Genomic DNA, 20,548 nt, shown 5'->3' with positions numbered 1-20,548 from the left:
CTACCTCGAATACATGTGCGAACCCGGCTCGGCGCGGGCATGAATTTTAAAGTCGAATGAAGTATCTACCGAACTGCCGCTTTACGTAAAGAAGTCTATCTGTCGGTGCTTGCGGTCGTGGCACAGCACGGGTAAATTTTGTAACTGACTGTAACCTGATAATTGGTGCAAACTCGCATCAGTATCCAATCGCGCTAAGATGCCAGGCATGGAAACCAAAAACCCGTCCAAAATTCTCGTTGTCGATGACGATCCCCGACTGCGGGACCTCCTGCGCCGCTATCTCGGCGAGCAGGGCTTCAATGTCTATGTGGCCGAAAACGCCCCCGCCATGAACAAGCTGTGGGTGCGCGAGCGTTTCGACCTGCTGGTGCTCGACCTCATGCTGCCAGGCGAAGACGGCCTGTCGATCTGCCGGCGTCTGCGCGGCAGCAACGACCGCACGCCCATCATCATGCTCACCGCCAAGGGCGAGGACGTGGACCGCATCGTCGGCCTCGAAATGGGTGCCGACGACTATTTACCCAAGCCCTTCAACCCGCGCGAACTCGTCGCACGCATTCACGCGGTGCTGCGCCGTCAGGCGCCGTCCGAACTGCCGGGCGCGCCCTCGGAAACCACCGAAGTGTTCGAGTTCGGCGAATTCGCGTTGAATCTCGCCACGCGTACGCTCACCAAGGCCGGCCAGGAAATTCCGCTCACCACGGGCGAATTCTCGGTGCTCAAGGTGTTCGCGCGTCATCCGCGCCAACCGCTCTCCCGCGAAAAGCTCATGGAGCTGGCGCGCGGCCGTGAATACGAAGTGTTCGACCGCAGCCTCGACGTGCAGATCTCGCGCCTGCGCAAGCTCATCGAACCCGATCCGGGCAGCCCGCGTTTCATTCAAACGGTTTGGGGCCTCGGCTACGTGTTCATTCCCGACGGCGCCGCGTGATCCTGGATGGAGTCTCGTTGTCTGCACTGCCTCTGTTGAAACGGGAAGGGTCCATGCGGATTGACCGGCGTTTGCTCACGCTCGCGTTCGGCGATCTGTTCTGGCGCACCTTCCTGCTGATCGCCCTTCTCATCGCAGTGAGTCTCGCCGCGTGGTTCCAGAGCTTTCGCGTGATCGAGCGGGAGCCGCGCGCGCAGCGCGTGGCGCTCCAGCTCGTCGCGATCGTGAAGCTCACGCGCACGGCGCTCCTCTACTCCGATCCCGATCTGCGCCGCGCGTTGCTGCAGGATCTGGAGAGCAACGAGGGCGTGCGCGTGTACCCGCGCGAAACCACCGACAAATACAAGCTTCAGCCCGACGAATCGCTCAATCGCCTGATCGAGCACGACATCCGCGGGCGTCTTGGCGACGACACCGTGATCGCGCAGTCCGTGAACGACATTCCGGGCGTGTGGATCAGCTTCAAGATCGACGAAGACGACTACTGGGTCGCGCTCGACCGCGACCAGCTCGACAACGTCACAGGCCTGCAGTGGGTCGGATGGGGTGTCTCTGCGCTTGCGCTATCGCTCTTCGGGGCGGCCTTCATCACGAGTCTCGTGAACCGGCCATTCGCGCGTCTCGCCATGTCGGCGCGCATGCTGGGCTCGGGCCAGCCGCCCGCGCCGTTGCCTGAGAGCGGCATGGGCGTCGCGGCCGAAACGAATCGCTCGTTCAACCAGATGGTGCGGGACCTCGAGCAGCTGGAGGCCGACCGCGCGCTGATGCTCGCGGGCATCTCGCACGATCTGCGCACGCCGCTCGCGCGCCTGCGGCTCGAGACGGAGATGAGTCCGTCCGACCAGGCCACCAAGGACGCGATGATCGACGACATCGAGCAGATGGACATGATCATCGGCCGCTTCCTCGATTACGCACGGCCCGCCCAGCGCATGCCCGAGCGCGTCGACCTCTCGGTCATCGCCGGCGAGATGGCCGGGCGCATGGCGAGCGAAGATGGCGTGCGTCTCATCACGCGGCTCGCGCCTTCGGCCATGATCGAAGCCGACGACACCGACATGCGCCGCGTCGTGGGCAACCTGATCGAGAACGCCCGCAAGTACGGCGCGAGCGAAACCGACGGCATTCCGCACATCATGCTCGAAACGCGCGTCTCTCATTCGCGCGTCGAACTTTCCGTGGTCGACGAAGGCCCGGGCATTCCCGAGGATCAGCTCCCGCTCGTCACGCGGCCGTTCTACCGCGTCGATACGGCTCGTACGCAGGCGAACGGCACGGGACTCGGTATGGCCATCGTGCAGCGCCTCGTGGGTCGCTATCGCGGCGCGCTGCGTCTGCGCAACCGGCTGCCAGGCCCGGGGCTCGAAGTAACGATCGAGTTCCCGCTCGCCAAGGGCGCCTGAGCCTCTTTCGCTCCTGAGCGAGACCCGGCGGCGGCGCACCGTCGCACCACGCGCCGCCCGCACCTGCGACAATCGTTTTCATGGGCACGCCGCCGCATGTGGCCGAGTCTGGCACCGCGCACGCGGCGGCAATGCGGGCCGCCCGGCCCGTCTCTCGTATGAGGACCTCCGCCATGAAAACCGTCGGCGACAAACTCGAAGCTTTTACCGTCACGGCCGCGAAGCCCGGCTTCAACCATCCCGAAGAAAACGGCGAATCGGCGTTCACCGAGATCACCGAGCAGACCTTCGCCAACAAGTGGAAGGTCATCTATTTCTACCCCAAGGATTTCACGCTCGTTTGCCCCACCGAGATCGTCGCGTTCGCCGGGCTCATCAAGGAATTCGATGACCGCGAAACGGTCGTGATGGGCGGCAGTTGCGACAACGAATATGTGAAGCTCGCGTGGCGACGCGAGGACAAGACACTCGATCGCCTCAATCACTATTCGTTCGGCGACGTGAAGGGCGAACTCATCGATCAGCTCGGCATACGCGACAAGGAAGCGGGCGTGGCGTTGCGCGCGACGTTCATCGTCGATCCCGACAACACCATCCAGCATGTCACGGTGAACAACCTCAACGTCGGGCGCAGCGCCGAAGAAGTGCTGCGCGTGCTCGATGGGTTGCAGACCGGCGAGCTGTGTCCGGACGGCCGCGAAGTCGGCGGCGGAACGCTCTAGGCTACGCGCCGCCGCGCATCACGTCTGGCTCGCTGCCGCGCGGGTGGGCAGGCGGTTGCGTATCGCCGTTTCGAGCGGCCGCTTCCACTCGAGCACGCGCTTTTCGAGCACCTGCCACGACAGATGCGCGAGCAGCACGGCCAGTGCGAACTGCAGCACGAGCGCGAGGACCGGCTGCGCCACCTCGGGCACGTGAAGCCGCGCATAGAGCCCCGGCGCCACGCCAAGACGCGCCGGCACGAGGTTGTGAAACAGATAGAAGCCGTAGCTGATCGTGCCGAGCCAGGCCAGCGGCCGCAGTTCCAGCGCCGCGACCAGTACGCTGTCCTGACGACGCACGAGCCACAGGAACAACGCGCCGAGCGAGAGCGCGAGCCCGATGTCGAAGCAGCCCGGCAGCATCGTCGCGCTCGTCACGCCTTCGGCGCAGTCAGCACAATCGGCGCGCGCCAGCGCGAAGCCGGCGATCGCCGCACACGCGCCAACGAACCACAGCGCGCTCAACGTGCCCGGGCGCAACGGCACGCGCGCGCCGCCAATCGCCAGTGCGCCGCCGAGCGCCAGCATGGCGAAATTCCACGGCGAGAATGCGTAGATGAGCGGCGCGATCGCCCCTTCCTCGTACAGCGCGAGATGCGCGCACGCGGCCGCCGCGATGACCACGGCGCAGAGCGCGAGATGGCGCGACGCACGCACGAACAGCAGCGCGAATGGCGCGACGAGATAGAACTGCTGCTCGACCGCGAGGCTCCAGAAATGCGACACGGTGCCGGGCCAGCCGTCGTGCACCACGCCGATCCAGTAATTGGAGAGGAATACGAAATGCCAGGCGAGCCCGAGATCGACATCGCGCTGATAAAAGCTCGCATGCGCGATGGTGAGCGCCACGAGCAGCAGGTAATACACGGGAAAAATGCGCAGCGTGCGCTTCATGAAAAAGACGTACAGCAGCGCGGCCGTGCGCGCGCCGTGTTGCTCGATGCGGACCCGATTGCGATGCAGCTCACCGATGATCAGATAGCCGCTGATCAGAAAGAACAGCCAGACGCCGATCTTGCCCGCATCGATCGCGTCGACGTGGGCCTTGTGCGAGAGGAACACGAGCACCACTGCCAGCGCCCGCAGGCCATCGAGGCCTTTCACGCGTCTTTCAACTCCCGCCATCGTCCTCCCCACTTCCGGTTACCGGTTCAGTATGGGACGAAAAAAACGGAAAATTAATCGGCAAGAAAAGCAGCGGCGATGATTGCAGCTGCAATCATCGCCGTCAGGTGCGGAGCAGGCACGCGCCCTGCTCCCGCCGTTCAACCCTTCAAAATGTCGGTTGAATAACCGCTCACGCGCGCAGCAGCAGTACCGCCGCCTGCGCTTCGATCCCTTCGCTGCGGCCGAGATAGCCGAGCTTTTCATTCGTCTTCGCCTTCACGTTGACGCGCTCGACCGGCAGGTTCAGGTCTTCGGCGATCGTCTGGCGCATCGATTCGATGTGCGGCGCGAGCTTGGGCGCCTGCGCGATCACCGTGGTATCGACGTTCATCAGCGTAAAGCCCGCCTCCTGCACGCGGCGCAGGCATTCGCGCAGCAGCACGCGGCTGTTCGCGCCATAGAATTGCTTGTCGGTGTCGGGGAAATGGCGGCCGATGTCGCCGAGCGCGGCAGCGCCGAACAGCGCGTCGGTGATGGCGTGCAGCAGCACGTCGGCGTCCGAGTGGCCGAGCAGGCCGCGATCGTAGGGGATCGTCACGCCGCCGAGCACGAGCGGGCGGCCGGGCACCAGCGCGTGCACGTCGTAGCCTTGTCCGATTCTGATGTCCATGTTTGGGATTCCGGGTAAAGGGATTGCGGCGCGCTTACTCCGCGGGGCGGCTGAGGATCGCTTCGGCGAGCGCGAAATCTTCGGGGTACGTCACCTTGAAGTTACGCAGACTGCCCTGCACGAGTCGCGGCGCGTGGCCGAGCCATTCGATCGCGCTCGCCTCGTCGGTGAGATCGTGGCCGTCTTGCTGCGCGCGCTCGATGGCCGTGCGCAGCATGCCGATGCGGAACATCTGCGGGGTCTGGGCCTGCCAGAGGCCGTCGCGCGACTCGGTGCGCGCGATATGCGCGCCGGGCGCCGCGGGATCCTTCGGCGCGACGCGCTTGAGCGTGTCGGCCACCGGCAGCGCCATGATGCCCCCCACGGGGTCGTCCTTGAGCGACTCGACGAGCGCGCGGATCAGCGCGGGCGTGATGCCGGGGCGCGCGGCGTCGTGCACGAGCACCCAGTCGTCGTCGGTTGCGCCGAATTCGGCGAGCGCGGCGAGGCCGTTGTAGACCGACGCCTGGCGCGAGGCGCCGCCGCAGCGGCGCACGGCAAAGCGCAAGCCGCCGAAGCGCCGGGCGTCGAAGTGGTTATCGTCGGGAGAAATCACCACGAGCGTCTGCGAGAATTCGTTGCAGGCGTCAAAGGCGGCAAGCGTATAGTGCAGGAGGTCGCGTCCGGCAACGATTCGATATTGTTTCGGCATGGCCGAGCCCGAACGGCTGCCGGTGCCGGCGCACGGAATCAGGGCAAAGAGGCGTGAAGTCACGGTGTCGCGAGCCGCATGAGTCAAAGTAAAGGACGGATTTTATAATAGGTCCCTCACCCGCACGCCGGACGCCCGCAAAACGGCCATAAAATGCCCGCGCAACGTAAGGAAAAACGCGCCGGATTCACTTGAAGACCGCAAACCGGCCCCCATATTCCGGCGTTGCACGTGCCCGAACTGAACTGGCCACCATACCGACACAAGCGCCGACACAAGCGTCGGCCACCCTGTTGCCCATGTCCGATATCGCCGCTTCCTCGCAATCTCCGTCCCCCGTTGCCGTCGTCAAGCCGGGCCAGCGCTACGCGTTCGATGGCACGCACGGCTCGTCCGACGCGCTCCTGATCGCCCGCTACCGCGAGGCCGCGCGCACCGGCGCCGCCCCGCTACTGGCCGTGATCTGCGCGAGCGCCGTGGACGCGCAGCGGCTCGCCCAGGAGATTCCGTTCTTCGCGCCCGAGGCGCGCGTGCGCCTGCTGCCCGACTGGGAAACGCTGCCGTACGACACGTTCTCGCCGCACCAGGATCTCGTTTCCGAGCGCCTCGCGACGCTGCACGATCTCGGCGAAGGCCGCTGCGACATTCTCATCGTGCCGGCCACCACGGCGCTCTACCGCATGCCGCCCGCCTCGTTCCTCGCGGCCTACACGTTCTCGTTTTCGCAGGGCGAGCGCCTCGACGAGGCGAAGCTCAAGTCGCAGCTCACGCTCGCGGGCTACGAACACGTGAGCCAGGTGGTGCGCCCGGGCGAATACTGCGTGCGCGGCTCGCTCATCGACCTGTTTCCGATGGGCTCGCCGCTGCCCTACCGCATCGACCTGTTCGACGACCAGGTCGACTCGATCCGCGCGTTCGATCCGGACAGCCAGCGCAGCCTCTATCCCGTGAAGGACGTGCGCCTGCTGCCCGGCCGCGAGTTCCCGTTTGACGAAGCCGCGCGCACGGCGTTTCGCAGCCGCTGGCGCGAAGTGTTCGAGGGCGACCCGAGCCGCGCGACGATCTACAAGGACATAGGCAACGGCGTGCCTTCGGCGGGCATCGAATACTACCTGCCGCTCTTTTTCGAAGAGACGGCTACGCTCTTCCACTATCTGCCTGCAAACGCGCAGCTGGTGTTCTCGGGCGACCTCGATACCTCGATCCGCCGCTTCACGAACGACACGAAGCAGCGCTACAACTTCCTCTCGCACGACCGCGAGCGGCCGATCCTGGAGCCGCAGCGCCTTTTCCTGACCGACGAGGACTTCTTCGCCTTCGCGAAGCCGTTCGCGCGCCTCGTGCTGCCCGCCACGAGCGCGGGCGGCTGGGCCACGGCGTTGCCGAACCTCGCGATCGACCGCCACGCCGACGACCCGCTCGCCTCGCTGCGCACGTACCTCGACACGACAAAGAACCGCGTGCTGTTCGCGGTGGAATCGGCGGGCCGGCGCGAAACCATCGCGCAGCTGCTCGCCGACAACCACCTGCGCCCCGCGGGCGCGGACAGCTTCGAGGACTGGCTCACCGGCGACGAGCGTTTCGCGATGGGCGTCGCGCCGCTCTCCACGGGCTTCTCGCTGCCGGACGAGGAACTCGCGGTCATCACCGAGACCGAGCTTTACGGCCCGCTCGCGCGCCGCGCCGGGCGCCGCCGCCAGGAACAGGCGAGCAACGTCGATTCGATGGTGCGCGACCTCTCCGAGCTGAAAGTGGGCGATCCGGTGGTCCATGCGCAGCACGGCATCGGCCGCTATCACGGCCTGGTGACGATGGACCTCGGCGAAGGCGACACCGAGTTCCTGCACCTCGAATACGCGAACGGCAGCAAGCTCTACGTGCCGGTCTCGCAACTGCATGTGATTTCGCGCTACAGCGGCGCCGATCCCGATAGCGCGCCGCTGCACGCGCTCGGCTCGGGCCAGTGGGAAAAAGCGCGCCGCAAGGCCGCGCAGCAGATCCGCGACACGGCCGCCGAGCTTCTGAATCTCTACGCGCGCCGCGCCGCGCGCGAGGGCCACGCGTTCGCGCTCGAACCGCGCGACTACGTCAAATTCGCGGAGAGTTTCGGCTTCGAGGAAACGCCCGACCAGGCCGCCGCGATCGCCGCCGTGATCGGCGACATGACGAGCGGCAAGCCGATGGACCGCCTCGTGTGCGGCGACGTGGGCTTCGGCAAGACCGAAGTGGCGTTGCGCGCGGCGTTCATCGCCGTGATGGGCGGCAAGCAGGTGGCGATTCTCTCGCCCACCACACTGCTCGCCGAGCAGCACACGCAGACCTTCACGGACCGCTTCGCCGACTGGCCCGTGCGTATCGCCGAGCTGTCGCGCTTCAAGACCGCGAAGGAAGTGAGCGCCGCGATCCAGCAGATCAACGACGGCAGCGTCGATATCGTGATCGGCACGCACAAGCTGCTTTCGTCCGATGTTCAGTTCAAGCGCCTCGGGCTCGTGATCATCGACGAGGAGCACCGCTTCGGCGTGCGCCAGAAGGAGGCGCTCAAGGCGTTGCGCGCGGAAGTGGACGTACTCACGCTCACCGCCACGCCGATTCCGCGTACGCTCGGCATGGCGCTCGAAGGCCTGCGCGACTTCTCCGTGATCGCGACCGCGCCGCAAAAGCGTCTCGCCATCAAGACGTTCGTGCGCCGCGAGGAAGACAGCGTGATTCGCGAGGCCATGCTGCGCGAACTCAAGCGCGGCGGCCAGGTGTACTTCCTGCACAACGAGGTCGAGACCATCGAGAACCGCCGTGCGATGCTCGAAGCGCTCGTGCCGGAAGCACGTATCGCCGTGGCGCACGGCCAGATGCACGAGCGCGAACTCGAAACCGTGATGCGCGATTTCGTGGCGCAACGCGCGAACGTGCTGCTCTGTACGACGATCATCGAGACCGGCATCGACGTGCCGACGGCGAACACGATCCTCATCCACCGTTCCGACAAGTTCGGTCTCGCACAGCTGCACCAGTTGCGCGGCCGCGTCGGGCGCTCGCACCACCAGGCGTACGCGTATTTGCTCGTGCACGATCCGCAAGGGCTCACGAAGCAGGCGCAACGCCGGCTCGAAGCCATTCAGCAGATGGAGGAACTCGGCTCGGGCTTCTATCTGGCGATGCACGACCTGGAAATTCGCGGCACGGGCGAGGTGCTCGGCGACAAGCAGTCGGGCGAGATCCAGGAGATCGGCTTCCAGCTGTATACGGACATGCTCAACGACGCCGTGAAGGCGCTCAAGGACGGCCGCGAGCCCGATCTCAACGCGCCGCTCGCGGCGACCACCGAGATCAACCTGCACGCGCCCGCCATCCTGCCCGCCGACTATTGCGGCGACGTGCAGGAACGCCTGTCGCTCTACAAGCGGCTCGCGAACTGCGAGCACGATGATTCGATCGACGGCATTCAGGAAGAGCTGATCGACCGCTTCGGCAAGATGCCGGCGCAGGCGCATGCGCTGATCGAAACGCACCGCCTGCGTCTGGCGGCCAAGCCGCTCGGCATCACGAAGATCGATGCGGGCGAAGCGGTCATTGGCCTGCAGTTCGTGCCGAATCCGCCCGTGGACGCTATGCGCATCATCGAGATGGTGCAGAAGCACAAGCACATCAAGCTCGCCGGGCAGGACAAGTTGCGCATCGAAACGCGCAGCCCCGATCTCGCGGTGCGCGTGGCGACCGTGAAGGAGACGTTGCGCGCGCTCGGCGCGCCCAATCGCGCTGGCGCATCGCGCTGAATGCATTTTCAGCATCATCGGACGCCCGCGCGGATTGCCTTTTGCGCGGGCGTTTTCACGTCTTGCTGCAGTGCGCCATGCCCAGCGCGGTCGCCTGCTGCGTGGGACGCCGCACTGCCCGCAGCTTTGGCTTGCCCCATTCTTTTTGGGTAAGATGAAGAATACAAGCAAGCTGGAGTCCAACATGTCCCTCGCCGCTGAAACAGCGCAGTCGTCCACGCCTTCCGCCGCCCTTCCCGCCTCGCTCCCCTGGGTCACCCGCCTGGTTTCCATGGACACGGTCAGCCGCCATCCGAATCTCGGCCTGATCGAGACCGTGCGCGACGATCTGCGCGCGCGCGGCATCGAGTCGACGCTCACCTATGGCCGCGACGGCAAATGGGCCAACCTGTTCGCCACGATCCCCGCGCACGACGGCGAAACGAACGGCGGCATCGTGCTCTCGGGGCACACGGACGTCGTGCCCGTGGACGGCCAGAAATGGGACAGCGACCCGTTCAAGCCCGAGATTCGTGACGGCCTGCTCTATGGCCGCGGCACCTGTGACATGAAGGGTTTCATCGGCGCCGCGCTCACGCTCCTGCCCGAGATCCAGCAGACGAAACTCGCCAAGCCCTTGCACCTCGCGCTCTCGTTCGACGAGGAAGTGGGCTGCGTGGGCGCGCCGCTCATGATCGAAGAACTCGTGAAGCGCGGCGTGAAGCCCGAAGGCTGCATCGTGGGCGAGCCCACGAGCATGCACCCCATCGTCGCGCACAAGGGCATCAACGCGTACCAGTGCTGCGTGCGCGGCCAGGCCGCCCATTCGTCGCTCACGCCGCGCGGCCTGAACGCGATCGAGTACGCGGCGCGCCTCATCTGCTACATCCGCGACATGGCCGACGCGTTCCGCGCGAACGGCCCCTTCGACGAGCTTTACGATGTGCCGTTCACGACCGCGCAAACCAGCACGATCGAAGGCGGCAACGCCATCAACACGGTGCCGGCCGAATGCCGCTTCGCGTTCGAGTTCCGCAATCTGCCGACGCTCGACCCCGACACGATCTTCGCGCGCGTCGAGCAGTACGCGCGCGAAACGCTCGTGCCGAAAATGCAGCGCGAGCACGCGGTGGGCGCGATCGAGTTCACGAAGATCGCCGCAGCCCCCGGCCTCGACGCCACCGAGCAGGCCGCGATCACACAGCTCGTGCGCGCGCTCACCGCCGATCAGTCGCGCCGCAAGGTGGCTTATGGCACCGAGGCGGGCCTGTTCGCACGCGCGGGCATTCCGAGCGTGGTGTGCGGCCCCGGCGACATCCAGCAGGCGCACAAGCCGAACGAATACGTCTCGCTCGAACAGCTCGCGGCCTGCGAAGGTTTCCTGCGCAAGCTCGTGCACGGCATGTCCGTCGAAGCCCTGGCACAGTAACTACGCCGGACGCGCAACATCATGTCCACCGCCGCGCCGCTGCCCACCAGCCACACGATCGACGGTGAGGCGATCCCCACGCTCGACGAGATCGCCTCGCAGCATTTCGCGCTCGCGCCGTGGGTGCTGCGCACGCCGGTGTTCGACCGCCATGATCTGTCCACGCTCGAAGCGACGCTCGTGAATTTCAAGTTCGAGCTGCTGCAGTCGAGCGGCAGCTTCAAGGTGCGCGGCGCGTTCACGCATCTGCTCGCCCTCGACGCCGCGCAACGCAGCGCCGGCGTCACGTGCGTTTCGGGCGGCAATCACGCGATTGCGGTAGCGTATGCGGCGATGCGCCTCGGCATCAGCGCGAAAGTCGTGCTCTTTCGCACCGCGAGCGCGGCGCGCGTCGCACAGTGCAAGCGCTTTGGCGCGGAAATTGTCGTAGCGGGCAACAGCAGCGAGGCGTTCGAGATCGTGCGCCGTATCGAGACGGACGAGGGTCGCTATTTCGTGCATCCCTTCAACGGCTATCGCACGGTGCTCGGCACGGCCACGCTCGGCTACGAATGGGCCACCCAGGCGCCCGATCTCGACGCGGTCGTCGTGCCCATCGGCGGCGGCGGGCTCGCTGCGGGCGTCGCCACCGCGCTGCGGCTCGCGAATCCGCGCGTGCGCGTGTATGGCGTCGAGCCCGAGGGGTCGGACGTGATGAGCCGCAGCTTCGCCGCGAACCATACGGTGCGCCTGACCCACATGCACTCGATCGCCGACTCGCTCATGGCGCCGCATGCGGAGCAATACAGCTATACGCTGTGCCGCCGTCATCTCGAGCGCGTCGTCACGGTCACCGACGACGCCTTGCGCAGCGCAATGCGCGTGCTCTTCGAGCAGCTCAAGCTCGCCGTCGAGCCCGCTTGCGCCACCGCCACGGCGGGGCTGCTCGGGCCGCTGCGCGACACGCTGCAAGGCAAGCGCGTAGGCGTGCTGCTGTGTGGCACCAACACCGACCCGGCGAGCTTCCACCAGCAGATCTCGCTCGCGCACTAGCGCGGCGCACGCGTCGTAGGCACGCCGCGTGCGTTCGCCGGGACTTCGTCGCCGGTCCACGGCAAAACGTCAGGGAATGTCAAATTGCTACCGCGATACGGATGCGTTCGCTATGATTGCGCCAATACGCCGTATTGACCCCAGCCCCGTGCTGCGCCATTCAGGGAGAGCCCGCTCATGAGCATCGTCCAGGAGTTCAAGGAATTCGCCGTCAAAGGCAACGTGATGGATCTCGCCGTCGGTGTGATCATCGGCGGCGCGTTCTCGAGCATTGTCAACTCGATCGTGAAAGACCTCATCATGCCGGTCATCGGCGTGATCACCGGCGGCCTCGACTTCTCGAACATGTTCGTGCGGCTCGGCCACATTCCGGCCAGCTATAAAGGCAACCCCGAATCGTACAAGGATCTGCAGACCGCGGGCGTGGCCGTGTTCGGCTATGGCTCGTTCATCACCGCGGTGATCAACTTCGTCATTCTCGCGTTCATCATCTTTTTGATGGTGAAGTTCATCAACAAGCTGCGCCAGCCGCAAGTGGCTGCGCCCGCCGAGCCGCCGCCCACGCCCGAAGACGTGCTGCTGCTGCGTGAGATCCGCGATTCGCTGCAGAGCAATCCGCGCTGAGCCGCACGAGCGCCCAGACAAAAGCCCGCGCCGCCGTAAGGCCGCGCGGGCTTTTTTGTGCCCGGATCCAGACAGCGTCAGGGACGAGGCGCGGCGGAATCGGGCTCGGCCGCCGCGCTGCGCGCGGCTGCGGCCTCTTCGATCAGCCGTTCGAGCTGCTCGAAGTTGACGGGTTTCGTGAGGTGCGCAGTAAAGCCCGCTTCGACGCTGCGGCGCACGTCTTCGTCGGTGCCGAAGCCGGTGAGCGCGACGGCCGGCGCCGTTGATTGCGCACGAAACGCCCGGATGAAGTCGATGCCCGAGCCATCCGGCAGGCCGATGTCGCTCACCACGAGGTCGAAGGCCATGCTGGCCGTGAGCGCGAGCGCGCCGGTTACGCTGCCCGCCACCGCCACCTCGTGGCCGCCCGCACGCATCAGCTGCGACATGACCTCGGCGGTGTCCTCGTGATCCTCGATCAGCAGGATGTTCAGCGCGCCCACCCGATGCGGCCCGCGCAGCTCGGCGGTCGCTGCCGCCCCCTCGCCACGCGCCGCGGTCGGCAGCACGATGGTGAAGGTCGCGCCGCAATGCGCGCCGGGGCTCTTCGCGCTCACGTTGCCGCCGTGCGCCTCGGTCAGCGCCCGCGTCACGGCAAGACCTAGACCGAGTCCGCCGAACTGGCGCGTGAGATTGTGGCTGCCCTGCTCGAAGGCATGAAAAAGCTTGCCGATCTGCTCGGGCGCGATGCCGATGCCCGTATCCTCGACCTCGATTTCCACCTGCATGCGCTCGTCGCGCGTGCGCACGTAAATGTGGCCGCCGTCCGGCGTGAACTTCGCGGCGTTGCGCACGAGATTCCAGAGCATCTGCTGCAGGCGCGCGCGGTCGCCGCGCACGTAATGCTGCTGCGCGCGCAGATCGACGTGCACATCCTGCTGCTTGATCTGGATTTCGCTGTGGAACAGCTCGAGCACGGCCTCGATCACGTCGTGCACGTCGACCGTCTCGAGCGCAAGGCTCAGTTTGCCATTGGCCACGCGCGTGAGATCGAGCAGGTCGTCGATCAGACGCGCCTCGAGTTCGATATTGCGGCGGATCATCAGCACGCCCGCGCGCGCCGCATCGGGCAGGCCCGGGATCTGCTCCAGCAGACGCGTGCCCGCGAGCACCGGCGTGAGCGGCGTGCGCAGCTCGTGCGAGAGCATGGCGAGGAAGCGGTCTTTCGCGCGATTGGCTTCTTCAGCGGTCTGCCGCGCGGCCTGCTCCGAGGCGAGCAGGCGCTCGCGCTCCTGGGTTGCTTCGCGCTGTGCGTCGATGTCGGTGCAACTGCCGAACCATTTGTTCACGCCGCCGCGCGGGTCGCGCATCGGAACGATTCGGACATCGAACCATCGGTAGACGCCATCGTGGCGGCGAATCCGCAACTCGTGGCGATAGTCGGGGGCGCCGCTGCTCACGGCCTTGAGCCACGTGTGGCGAATCTCCTCGCGATCGTCGGCATGCACGGCGTCGAGCCACGCGAGACCGTGCGACTGGCCCGCGTCGAGACCCGTGTAGTCGAGCCACTGCTTCGAGACGAAGTCGCAATTGCCGTCCGCGGCGCAGGTGAGCACGAGGTGCGGCAAGGCTTCGGAGAGCGTGCGGTAGTGCTCTTCGCGGTCGCGCAGGAGCAGCGCTTCGTCGGAGGCGCGCTGCAGCGCCACCTGCGAGAGCACGCGCGCGACGGCTTCAGGCAGGTAGTCGAGATAGTCGCCCGATTTCGGCACCACGTCCGAGACGCCCGCGCGCAACGCGGCGATCACGCGAGATTCGTCGGTGAAGCCGGTCACGAGGATGGCCGGCACGCGCACGTCGTCGGCGCGCAGGCGACGGAAGAAGTCGAGGCCCGTTTCCGCGCCGTCGAGCTGATAGTCGAGCACGAGCACATCGGGCGTCTGCATGGCGAGCAGCGCGCACGCCTCCCCGACACCCGTGCAGGTGTCCACGCGCGCACCGGCGCGCAGAAGCGATTTGCGGGCGAGGCGCAGAATGCCTTCGTCGTCGTCGACAACGAGCACGCGCGCGCCGTCCAGCATCGTGGGTACCTCAGTCATGCGCGAAGCATCCCTTCGGGCACGGGTCCGGTTTGCCGCCGTTCTTCCATTCGATTGCCAATGCGTGATGATTCCATGCGTGATGCATGCGTGATGCGTTATTGGGCGCCGGCCGGCCGCGCCTGGACGAAGCGATGTCCCGGCGGCAGCTTGACGACCTGGAGAAAGAAGCCGAGCCGGCGAACGGCCTCGATGAACGCGTCATATTCGACCGGTTTCGTGATGTACACGTTGCAGCCGAGCTCATAGCAGCGTTCGATTTCGCGAGGGTCGTCGGTGGTCGTGAGCACGATCACCGGCACCGACGCCGTGGCGGGCTCCGCTTTCAGGCGCCGCAGCACCTCGAAGCCGTCCACGCGCGGCATGCGCAGGTCGAGCAGCACGACAAAATTGCCGAGCGCGTCGCGCGAAGGCCAGTGCGCGGCCGCAGCCGGGTTATCGCCCGGCGTGCCGAAAAAATAATCGAGCGCCTCCTGGCCGTCGCGAAAGCGCAGAAAGCCGTTCGAGATCCCCGAACGGCGCAGGTTACGCTCGACCAGCGTGGCATGCCCGTCGTCGTCTTCGATCAGCACGATGCTGACCTGTTCCCCGTTCGTCATCTCGACTCTCCTACGTCCTGCATGAACTTTTTAAGGCTTGTTGAAAGCTTGCCGCGCAGCGCGCGCCAGAATACCCGCTATGTGGTACGCAACGGCTGGTCCGGCAGCGCGACGAAGAACGTCGAGCCCGCGCCCTCGGTCGATTCGACCCAGACGCGCCCGCCATGCCGCTCCGCAATCCGCTTGGCGAGCGCGAGGCCGGTGCCCTGCCCGGGCGATTCGCCGCCGTGCAGCCGCTGAAAGGCGCGGAACAGCTTCGGCAGATACGCCTGCGCGATACCAACGCCATTGTCGCGCACAAAATAAGTCCGCGTACGTTCGCCAGGCTCTCCGGCCGCTGATTTTCCGGGGCCTTTTCCCGCGCTTTTACCGGGTTCGCCGGCGGATTGCGCGCCGGCCTCCAGCGCGCCGATCTCGACCCGACCCGGCCGCGCGGGATCGAGATGGTGCAGCGCGTTCTCGATGAGGTTGCCGAAGATCTGCTCGAGCGCGGCCGGATCGCCCCACGCGGGCGGCAACTCGCCCACTTCGATGCGCGCGGCCTTCGTGCGTTCCTCGGCGAGGCCACCGAGCACGCGCTCGACGAGCCGCGCGACGTTGACGCGCTGCCAGCGGTATTCGAGGCGTCCGGCGCGCGAGATGCGCAGCAGCGCCTCGATGATGGCCGCCGCGCGCGCCACCGCCTGACGCAGGAATTTCAGCGATTCGTCGACATCGCCGTCGAGCACTTCGGCCATCGCGCGATATTCGTGTTCGGGCAGCCCCGCCGCGTCGACCTGCGTGCGCAAGTCGTCGCACGATACCTGCAGTTCCTTCGAAAAACCCTGCAGGTTCACGAGCGGCGAGCGCAAATCGTGCGACACGCTGTAGATGAACATCTCGTTGTCCTGACTCTCCTGGCGCAAATGCTCGTTGGCGCTCGCGAGATCCGCGGCGCGCGCCTGGAGCTGCGCCTTCAGCGCGGTCTGTTCGCGCTCGGCCACGCGCAGCCGCGCGCTCGTCTGATGCAGCACCGCATCGAGCGCCGCGATTTCATCGTCGCCCGAGAGCGGCGGCGCGAGCGGCGCCCCATCGCCCAGACGCTCGGCGTTCGCGCCGAGCGCGGCGAGTCGCACGCCCACGTTGCGCGCAAACGCCATCGCCGTGAACGCCCAGATCAGCATCGAGCCCACCACGGCGAAAATCAGCGCGTCCTGCTGGCGCTCGCGCGTCTCGCGCAGCATCGCCGCGCGGGCCTCGTCGAGCCGCGTCTCCTCGGCGATGAACTCGCCCAGCACCTCGCGCACCGTCTCGATCTCGGGCGGCATGCCGTTGCCCGCCACGCGCGCAAACGGCGCGCTATGTCCCGTGCGCAGCGCATCGGCAATATCACCCGCTTCCTTGCGCCATGCATAGGCGGCGTCGCGCATGCGCTCGACGCGCGCGAGCTGGGGCGGATTGTCGGCGACCATCCGCGCAAGCAGCGTGATGCGGTCGGAGAACTCGGTCCAGACGGCGTGGCGATCGATGAAGGAAGGGTCTTCGAGCACGATGCCGGTGCGCACGCGCGCGGCTTCGCGCAGCAACGGGTCGACGAGACTGTTGGCCTGCCAAAGGATTTGCTGCGTGTTCTCGGCGCGTTTGGCCGCGAGCGCGGCCTTTCCCTGCGCGTCGAACACGACACCCAGCAGCGCCAGTTCGACGACGCTCGGAATCGCGATCAGCAAGAGCCCCTTGGCGAAGAGTTTCATGTCGGTCTGGTTCGGTGGCGGGTCTGGGCGGCGCGCCGTGCTTTTCGCCATGCGTTCTGCAATGCGTTTTGCAAGCTCTCGCGCCGCGTCCGCCCTCGCAAAACCAGCCAGCTGGGGGCGCCTGGGGCAACCGCGGGCACCCGAACCGCAACATTATCTGCGCGATTTTTCAGGATGACAATGTATGTGACACCACACACCTCGCGTCGTGGAAAACCCGCTTTTTTGCGGCAATTCGCCACACCGAGCGCACACACAGGTCTATTATTGAGACGGAGACAAGCGAGAGAGCGCCGGGATATCTACATGAGCGCGACGTGCGATCCGGCATGGCGTTTGCGAACGCGATGAGGGTTTTGAAACAGGGGCAGCAAGCCGGGCCGCGCAGGCCGGATCGCTACAGGCGGTCCGCGCGCCGTTCAAGCGGACCGTCCCCATCTCGATCCTCATGAAGACAGCAAATCCGTGTGCTATAAAGGATCGACGTGCGGCGCACCAGTCCGGGAGTGGTCGCATGGGAACGCTGCGTGTACTGCAATCCACCTTTTTCAGGCGAATTTTTATGTCCTTCCCGAAAAAGCGCAAACGCGTCAAGGCAGACGGCGATGAGTCATTTCTCGCCGTGCTGAGCCACTTCAAACCGTTCGGCCAACTTGATACCAAGATCGCGCGTGCGCGCGCGCAGGACGAGCCCGTGCTGTATGCGCATATCCTGCCGGGGCTCGACGTGCTCCTGTGCAGCGTGCGCGGTGCGCAGCCGCCCTATCCGGGCACGAGCGAGTTGCGCAAGCGCTGCATCGAATCGATCGCTCACGCGCTCGAGCAGCCGATCGAAGGCCTCGAGAACGGCGGTTACTGGTACGAGGCGGACGGCTTCGGCTTCCTTGTGTTCGCGAGCCGCGCGCGCGGCCGGGTCCTGCCCGAGTTCGGCGCCGCGCGTCCGACCATGACCACCCGGCGCGTGACGCGCCGCCAGGACGCCGCCGGCGACACGGCGCCGCGTTCGTTGCGCTAGGTCGCGCTTCCAACGAAGTTCACTACGGCACTGCGCCGGGTCGATTGACCCGGCGCAGTATTTTTCGCGTCCGCTTCCCGAATCAGCTTCCCTTGTAGAGCGGCTCCTGCCCTTGCGTCGGTTTGCCAGCCGAGGCCGGCGACGGCGCGCTGCGCATTGCCGGGCCCGCTTTCGCGCCCTTGTCACCCTTATCGCCCTTGCCGCCCTTGTCAGTCGCCGCAGCCGCGCTCGCGCCCGTGCCTGCGCTTCCGAGGTCGGGCTTTGGCAGCGCGTGCATTTTCTGGCCCGGCGGCGGCGCCACGGGATGCTGATGCATCTGCGCGAACAGCGTGTCGCACGGCAGCGGCTTGTTGTTGCTCGGCGCGATGAGCGGAATCAGCGCGGCGAACGGGTTGATCAGCCCGAGCCCGATCATGGCGCCGCCGCGCAGCGCAAGCGCCGTCGCATCCACGCCCACATGCGGGTTCTTGAAGGTGCCCTTCACGTAGAGCGGCGAGCGCAGCGTGAAAATGCGGAAGCCCTTGGTATGCGGATGGACCTTCATGTTCATCGACTCGTCGCGCAGATCGATCGGGCCGTCGATGTCGATCACGGCGTCGTCGGTGTCGAGCGCGAACACGCGCGGATCGAGCACGCCGTTGGTGGCGACGAAGTCGGCCGCGGCGCAATTGATTTTCACGTCGCGCGAGCCGAACAGCTTTTCGTAGACCACGTTCGCCACGTTCAGGCCCGCCGCCTCCATGAGCAGCATACTGATCGTGCCCTGCGTGACGAGCAGCTTCACCTCGCCGTTCGAGGTCGCAGCGAGCGCCGCCGGCGAGTTACCGGTCGCCGTGAGCGATGCGTCGCCGTTGATCTCGCCGAGCGCCGACTGCATCGTCTTGAAGTTCGGGAATAGCTGCTTGAGCTTCAGGTGGCGCGCCTCCAGCGTGCCGCGCGCCTTGAGCGGCGCGCCGCTGCCGTCCAGGTTCAGCCGCGTGCCGAGCGTGCCGCCTGCCACGCCGAACTGCAGCGGGTCGAGCACGAGCACGCCGTTCGTCATCATGACGTGCGTGTAGAGGTCCTGCACCGGCAGGCTGCCCTGCTTGATGATGCGCCGCCCCGTGAACTTGACGTCGGCGTCGATGGCGTTCCAGCGGTCGGTGCGGAACTGCTCGACCGGAATCACGCGATCGGCAGGTTGGGTCACGGTGTCGCCGCGCTTTTCCTTGCTCGCACGGCTGTCAGCGCCGATGATCGGCGCGAGGTCCGAGAACTGCAGCAGGTTCGAGACCAGCTCGCCGCTCAGGAGCGGCCGTGGCGTGCGTTGCTCGTAGACCACCGTACCGTTCAGATCGCTGCCGCCGACGCGGCCCGTGAAGTTCTCATAGCGGAACACGCTCGCGCCGCGTTTGAAATTGCCGACGAAGCGGCCTTCGGTGGCATACGGCGGCGTTTCGGGCAACGTCACGCCGGTGAGGTTGTAGAGATGCGCCAGGCTTTGCCCCTGCAGCCACAGGCGCAGATCGACGGCGGCCAGATGCATGGGGTCGGTGACCGTGCCGACCAGCGCGATGTGCATGTCGCCCACGCGCACGTCGGCCTGGATCGGGAACGGGCGCTTCGCGTCCTGCAGGGCGAGCACGCCGCCGAGCTTGCCGTCGCCCGAGAGCGCCGTCTTGCCATAGGTGCCCTTGATCGTCCAGCCGATCGCGTAGAACGGCTGTTTCACGGGCGGCTGCGCGGGCGCCGTGCCCGAGCCGACGACGGCGCCGCTGGCGCCGCTCGCGGCGAGTTTCTGCGAGCCGGCTGCGGGCGCGCTTGTTGCGCTCGACGTGCCCGTGGTTGTGCCGGCAACACTCGCGGCAGCCGGCACGCCCGAAGCCGCCGCACCGCTAGCCGCACCGCTAGCCGCACCGCTAGCCTCGCTGGCGGCCGCCGCCTCCGAAGCCTGCTCCTTGTTGACCTGCTGGGTCAGCCGGTTCGCGCCCGCACGCCCGATGACCTGCGCGGAGCCCTGGCGCGACGCCGCTTCCTGCTCCTCCATCACCTTGCCGATCGGGATGCCGTGCCCGAGCAGGCTCACCGTGATCTTCACGTCGGTTTTCGTCTGCTGGTCGCTCACGGCAATATTGCCGCTCGAAAACGTGATGTCGTGCAGATCGAGCCGCCACGTCGACGGTCCGCTCGAGGCGGGCAGCTTGAAGGTCCAGTTGTTGCGCCCGTCGACGAGGCGCTCGACGTCGATCGACGGATTCACGAGATTGATCGCCGGAATCACGATGTCGTGCGCAAGCAGCGGCAGCACGGCCACCTCGAAGTCGATCTCGTCGAGCGTGGCGAAGTGCGGGGACTTCGTCCAGTCGGGATTGGCGATCTCGATCTGCGTGGCGGAAAAACGCGGCCAGGGCACCCACGCGCGCCAGCCCGTTTCGCCGGGCGGCCGCTGCCAGCCCACCTTGAGATCGCCTTCGATCGCGAACGCCCGCCCGATGGCCTCGGTGACCTTCTCGTTCACGTAGGGTTTGGCGTGGTTCCAGTCGAACGTCAGGATGAAGACGACGAGCACGGCAATCAACACGACGACAACCGCGACGAGCCATGCGATGATCCTGGCGAGTGTGCGGCCGAGTCGGAAAGGCTTGGGCTGCGGTGACGTCATGCGTACTCCACGTTATGCGTTGTTGTATGGCCTGCCATGTTGCAATACCGCAAGAGCAGTCAGCGTGCCCGGTTATATCTGCATG

General features: G+C 66.2%; 15 protein-coding genes. 8 read left to right on the top strand and 7 right to left on the bottom strand.

All coding sequences use genetic code 11. The features are described 5' to 3' along the window. Window positions 1-199: 199 nt before the first annotated feature. The 3 genes from ompR to M3A49_RS36190 all read left to right on the top strand — a co-directional run bounded on the left by ompR (window position 200) and on the right by M3A49_RS36190 (window position 3,059). Window positions 200-934, top strand: a complete 735-nt coding sequence (gene ompR, locus M3A49_RS36200) for a two-component system response regulator OmpR (RefSeq protein WP_027814652.1) — start codon at window positions 200-202, stop codon at window positions 932-934. 53 nt (window positions 935-987) lie between these two features. Continuing rightward, window positions 988-2,337, top strand: a complete 1,350-nt coding sequence (locus M3A49_RS36195; protein ID WP_028206970.1) for an ATP-binding protein — start codon at window positions 988-990, stop codon at window positions 2,335-2,337. Between the two features lie 173 nt (window positions 2,338-2,510). Next, window positions 2,511-3,059 (top strand): peroxiredoxin, encoded by a 549-nt coding sequence (locus M3A49_RS36190; protein ID WP_028206969.1) that lies wholly within the window; start codon window positions 2,511-2,513, stop codon window positions 3,057-3,059. A gap of 18 nt (window positions 3,060-3,077) precedes the next feature. Here M3A49_RS36190 and M3A49_RS36185 read toward each other — a convergent pair whose 3' ends face one another. From M3A49_RS36185 to ispD, 3 genes are all read right to left on the bottom strand, one after another. Next, complete coding sequence (locus tag M3A49_RS36185) at window positions 3,078-4,223, bottom strand: acyltransferase family protein (protein ID WP_416339082.1); 1,146 nt, start codon at window positions 4,221-4,223, stop codon at window positions 3,078-3,080. Window positions 4,224-4,395: 172 nt separating this feature from the next. Beyond that, complete coding sequence (gene ispF, locus M3A49_RS36180) at window positions 4,396-4,875, bottom strand: 2-C-methyl-D-erythritol 2,4-cyclodiphosphate synthase (RefSeq protein WP_028206967.1); 480 nt, start codon at window positions 4,873-4,875, stop codon at window positions 4,396-4,398. A gap of 34 nt (window positions 4,876-4,909) precedes the next feature. Beyond that, window positions 4,910-5,629 carry a 2-C-methyl-D-erythritol 4-phosphate cytidylyltransferase gene (ispD, locus tag M3A49_RS36175; protein WP_266233163.1) on the bottom strand — a complete coding sequence of 240 codons (720 nt, stop codon included), beginning with the start codon at window positions 5,627-5,629 and terminating at the stop codon, window positions 4,910-4,912. Window positions 5,630-5,865: 236 nt separating this feature from the next. Between ispD and mfd the strand changes: the two genes are divergently transcribed. The 4 genes from mfd to mscL all read left to right on the top strand — a co-directional run bounded on the left by mfd (window position 5,866) and on the right by mscL (window position 12,403). Continuing rightward, entirely contained in the window at window positions 5,866-9,339 is a 3,474-nt protein-coding gene (mfd, locus tag M3A49_RS36170) for a transcription-repair coupling factor (RefSeq protein ID WP_266233162.1), read from the top strand. A gap of 184 nt (window positions 9,340-9,523) precedes the next feature. Continuing rightward, on the top strand, window positions 9,524-10,747 hold the full coding sequence (gene argE, locus M3A49_RS36165; protein WP_266233161.1) for an acetylornithine deacetylase: 1,224 nt from the start codon (window positions 9,524-9,526) through the stop codon (window positions 10,745-10,747). Window positions 10,748-10,768: 21 nt separating this feature from the next. Continuing rightward, window positions 10,769-11,779 carry a threonine/serine dehydratase gene (locus M3A49_RS36160; protein ID WP_254355856.1) on the top strand — a complete coding sequence of 337 codons (1,011 nt, stop codon included), beginning with the start codon at window positions 10,769-10,771 and terminating at the stop codon, window positions 11,777-11,779. Window positions 11,780-11,956: 177 nt separating this feature from the next. Continuing rightward, the gene (gene mscL / locus M3A49_RS36155; protein WP_254355855.1) at window positions 11,957-12,403 is read left to right on the top strand and encodes a large conductance mechanosensitive channel protein MscL; all 447 of its coding nucleotides are present in this window, start codon (window positions 11,957-11,959) and stop codon (window positions 12,401-12,403) included. 77 nt (window positions 12,404-12,480) lie between these two features. Here mscL and M3A49_RS36150 read toward each other — a convergent pair whose 3' ends face one another. From M3A49_RS36150 to M3A49_RS36140, 3 genes are all read right to left on the bottom strand, one after another. Continuing rightward, a complete protein-coding gene (locus tag M3A49_RS36150) occupies window positions 12,481-14,478 on the bottom strand; it encodes a response regulator (RefSeq protein ID WP_266233159.1) in 1,998 nt (665 codons plus the stop codon). 98 nt (window positions 14,479-14,576) lie between these two features. Continuing rightward, entirely contained in the window at window positions 14,577-15,077 is a 501-nt protein-coding gene (locus M3A49_RS36145) for a response regulator (RefSeq protein ID WP_133186021.1), read from the bottom strand. A 77-nt stretch (window positions 15,078-15,154) separates the two neighbouring features. Then, window positions 15,155-16,807: a sensor histidine kinase gene (locus tag M3A49_RS36140; RefSeq protein ID WP_266233157.1), complete on the bottom strand. Its 1,653-nt coding sequence runs from the start codon at window positions 16,805-16,807 to the stop codon at window positions 15,155-15,157. 514 nt (window positions 16,808-17,321) lie between these two features. On the opposite strand from M3A49_RS36140, the gene M3A49_RS36135 reads away from it, so the two are divergent. Then, entirely contained in the window at window positions 17,322-17,822 is a 501-nt protein-coding gene (locus M3A49_RS36135; RefSeq protein WP_028206958.1) for a hypothetical protein, read from the top strand. Between the two features lie 82 nt (window positions 17,823-17,904). Here M3A49_RS36135 and M3A49_RS36130 read toward each other — a convergent pair whose 3' ends face one another. Then, window positions 17,905-20,463 (bottom strand): AsmA family protein, encoded by a 2,559-nt coding sequence (locus tag M3A49_RS36130; protein WP_266233156.1) that lies wholly within the window; start codon window positions 20,461-20,463, stop codon window positions 17,905-17,907. Window positions 20,464-20,548 lie beyond the last annotated feature (85 nt).

Origin of the sequence: Paraburkholderia sp. CNPSo 3076 (assembly GCF_026343935.1) — a bacterium.
Taxonomy (GTDB): Bacteria; Pseudomonadota; Gammaproteobacteria; order Burkholderiales; family Burkholderiaceae; genus Paraburkholderia; species Paraburkholderia nodosa.
Note: the sequence above shows the minus strand (reverse complement) of the source record. Positions and strands in the feature narration are given on the sequence as shown.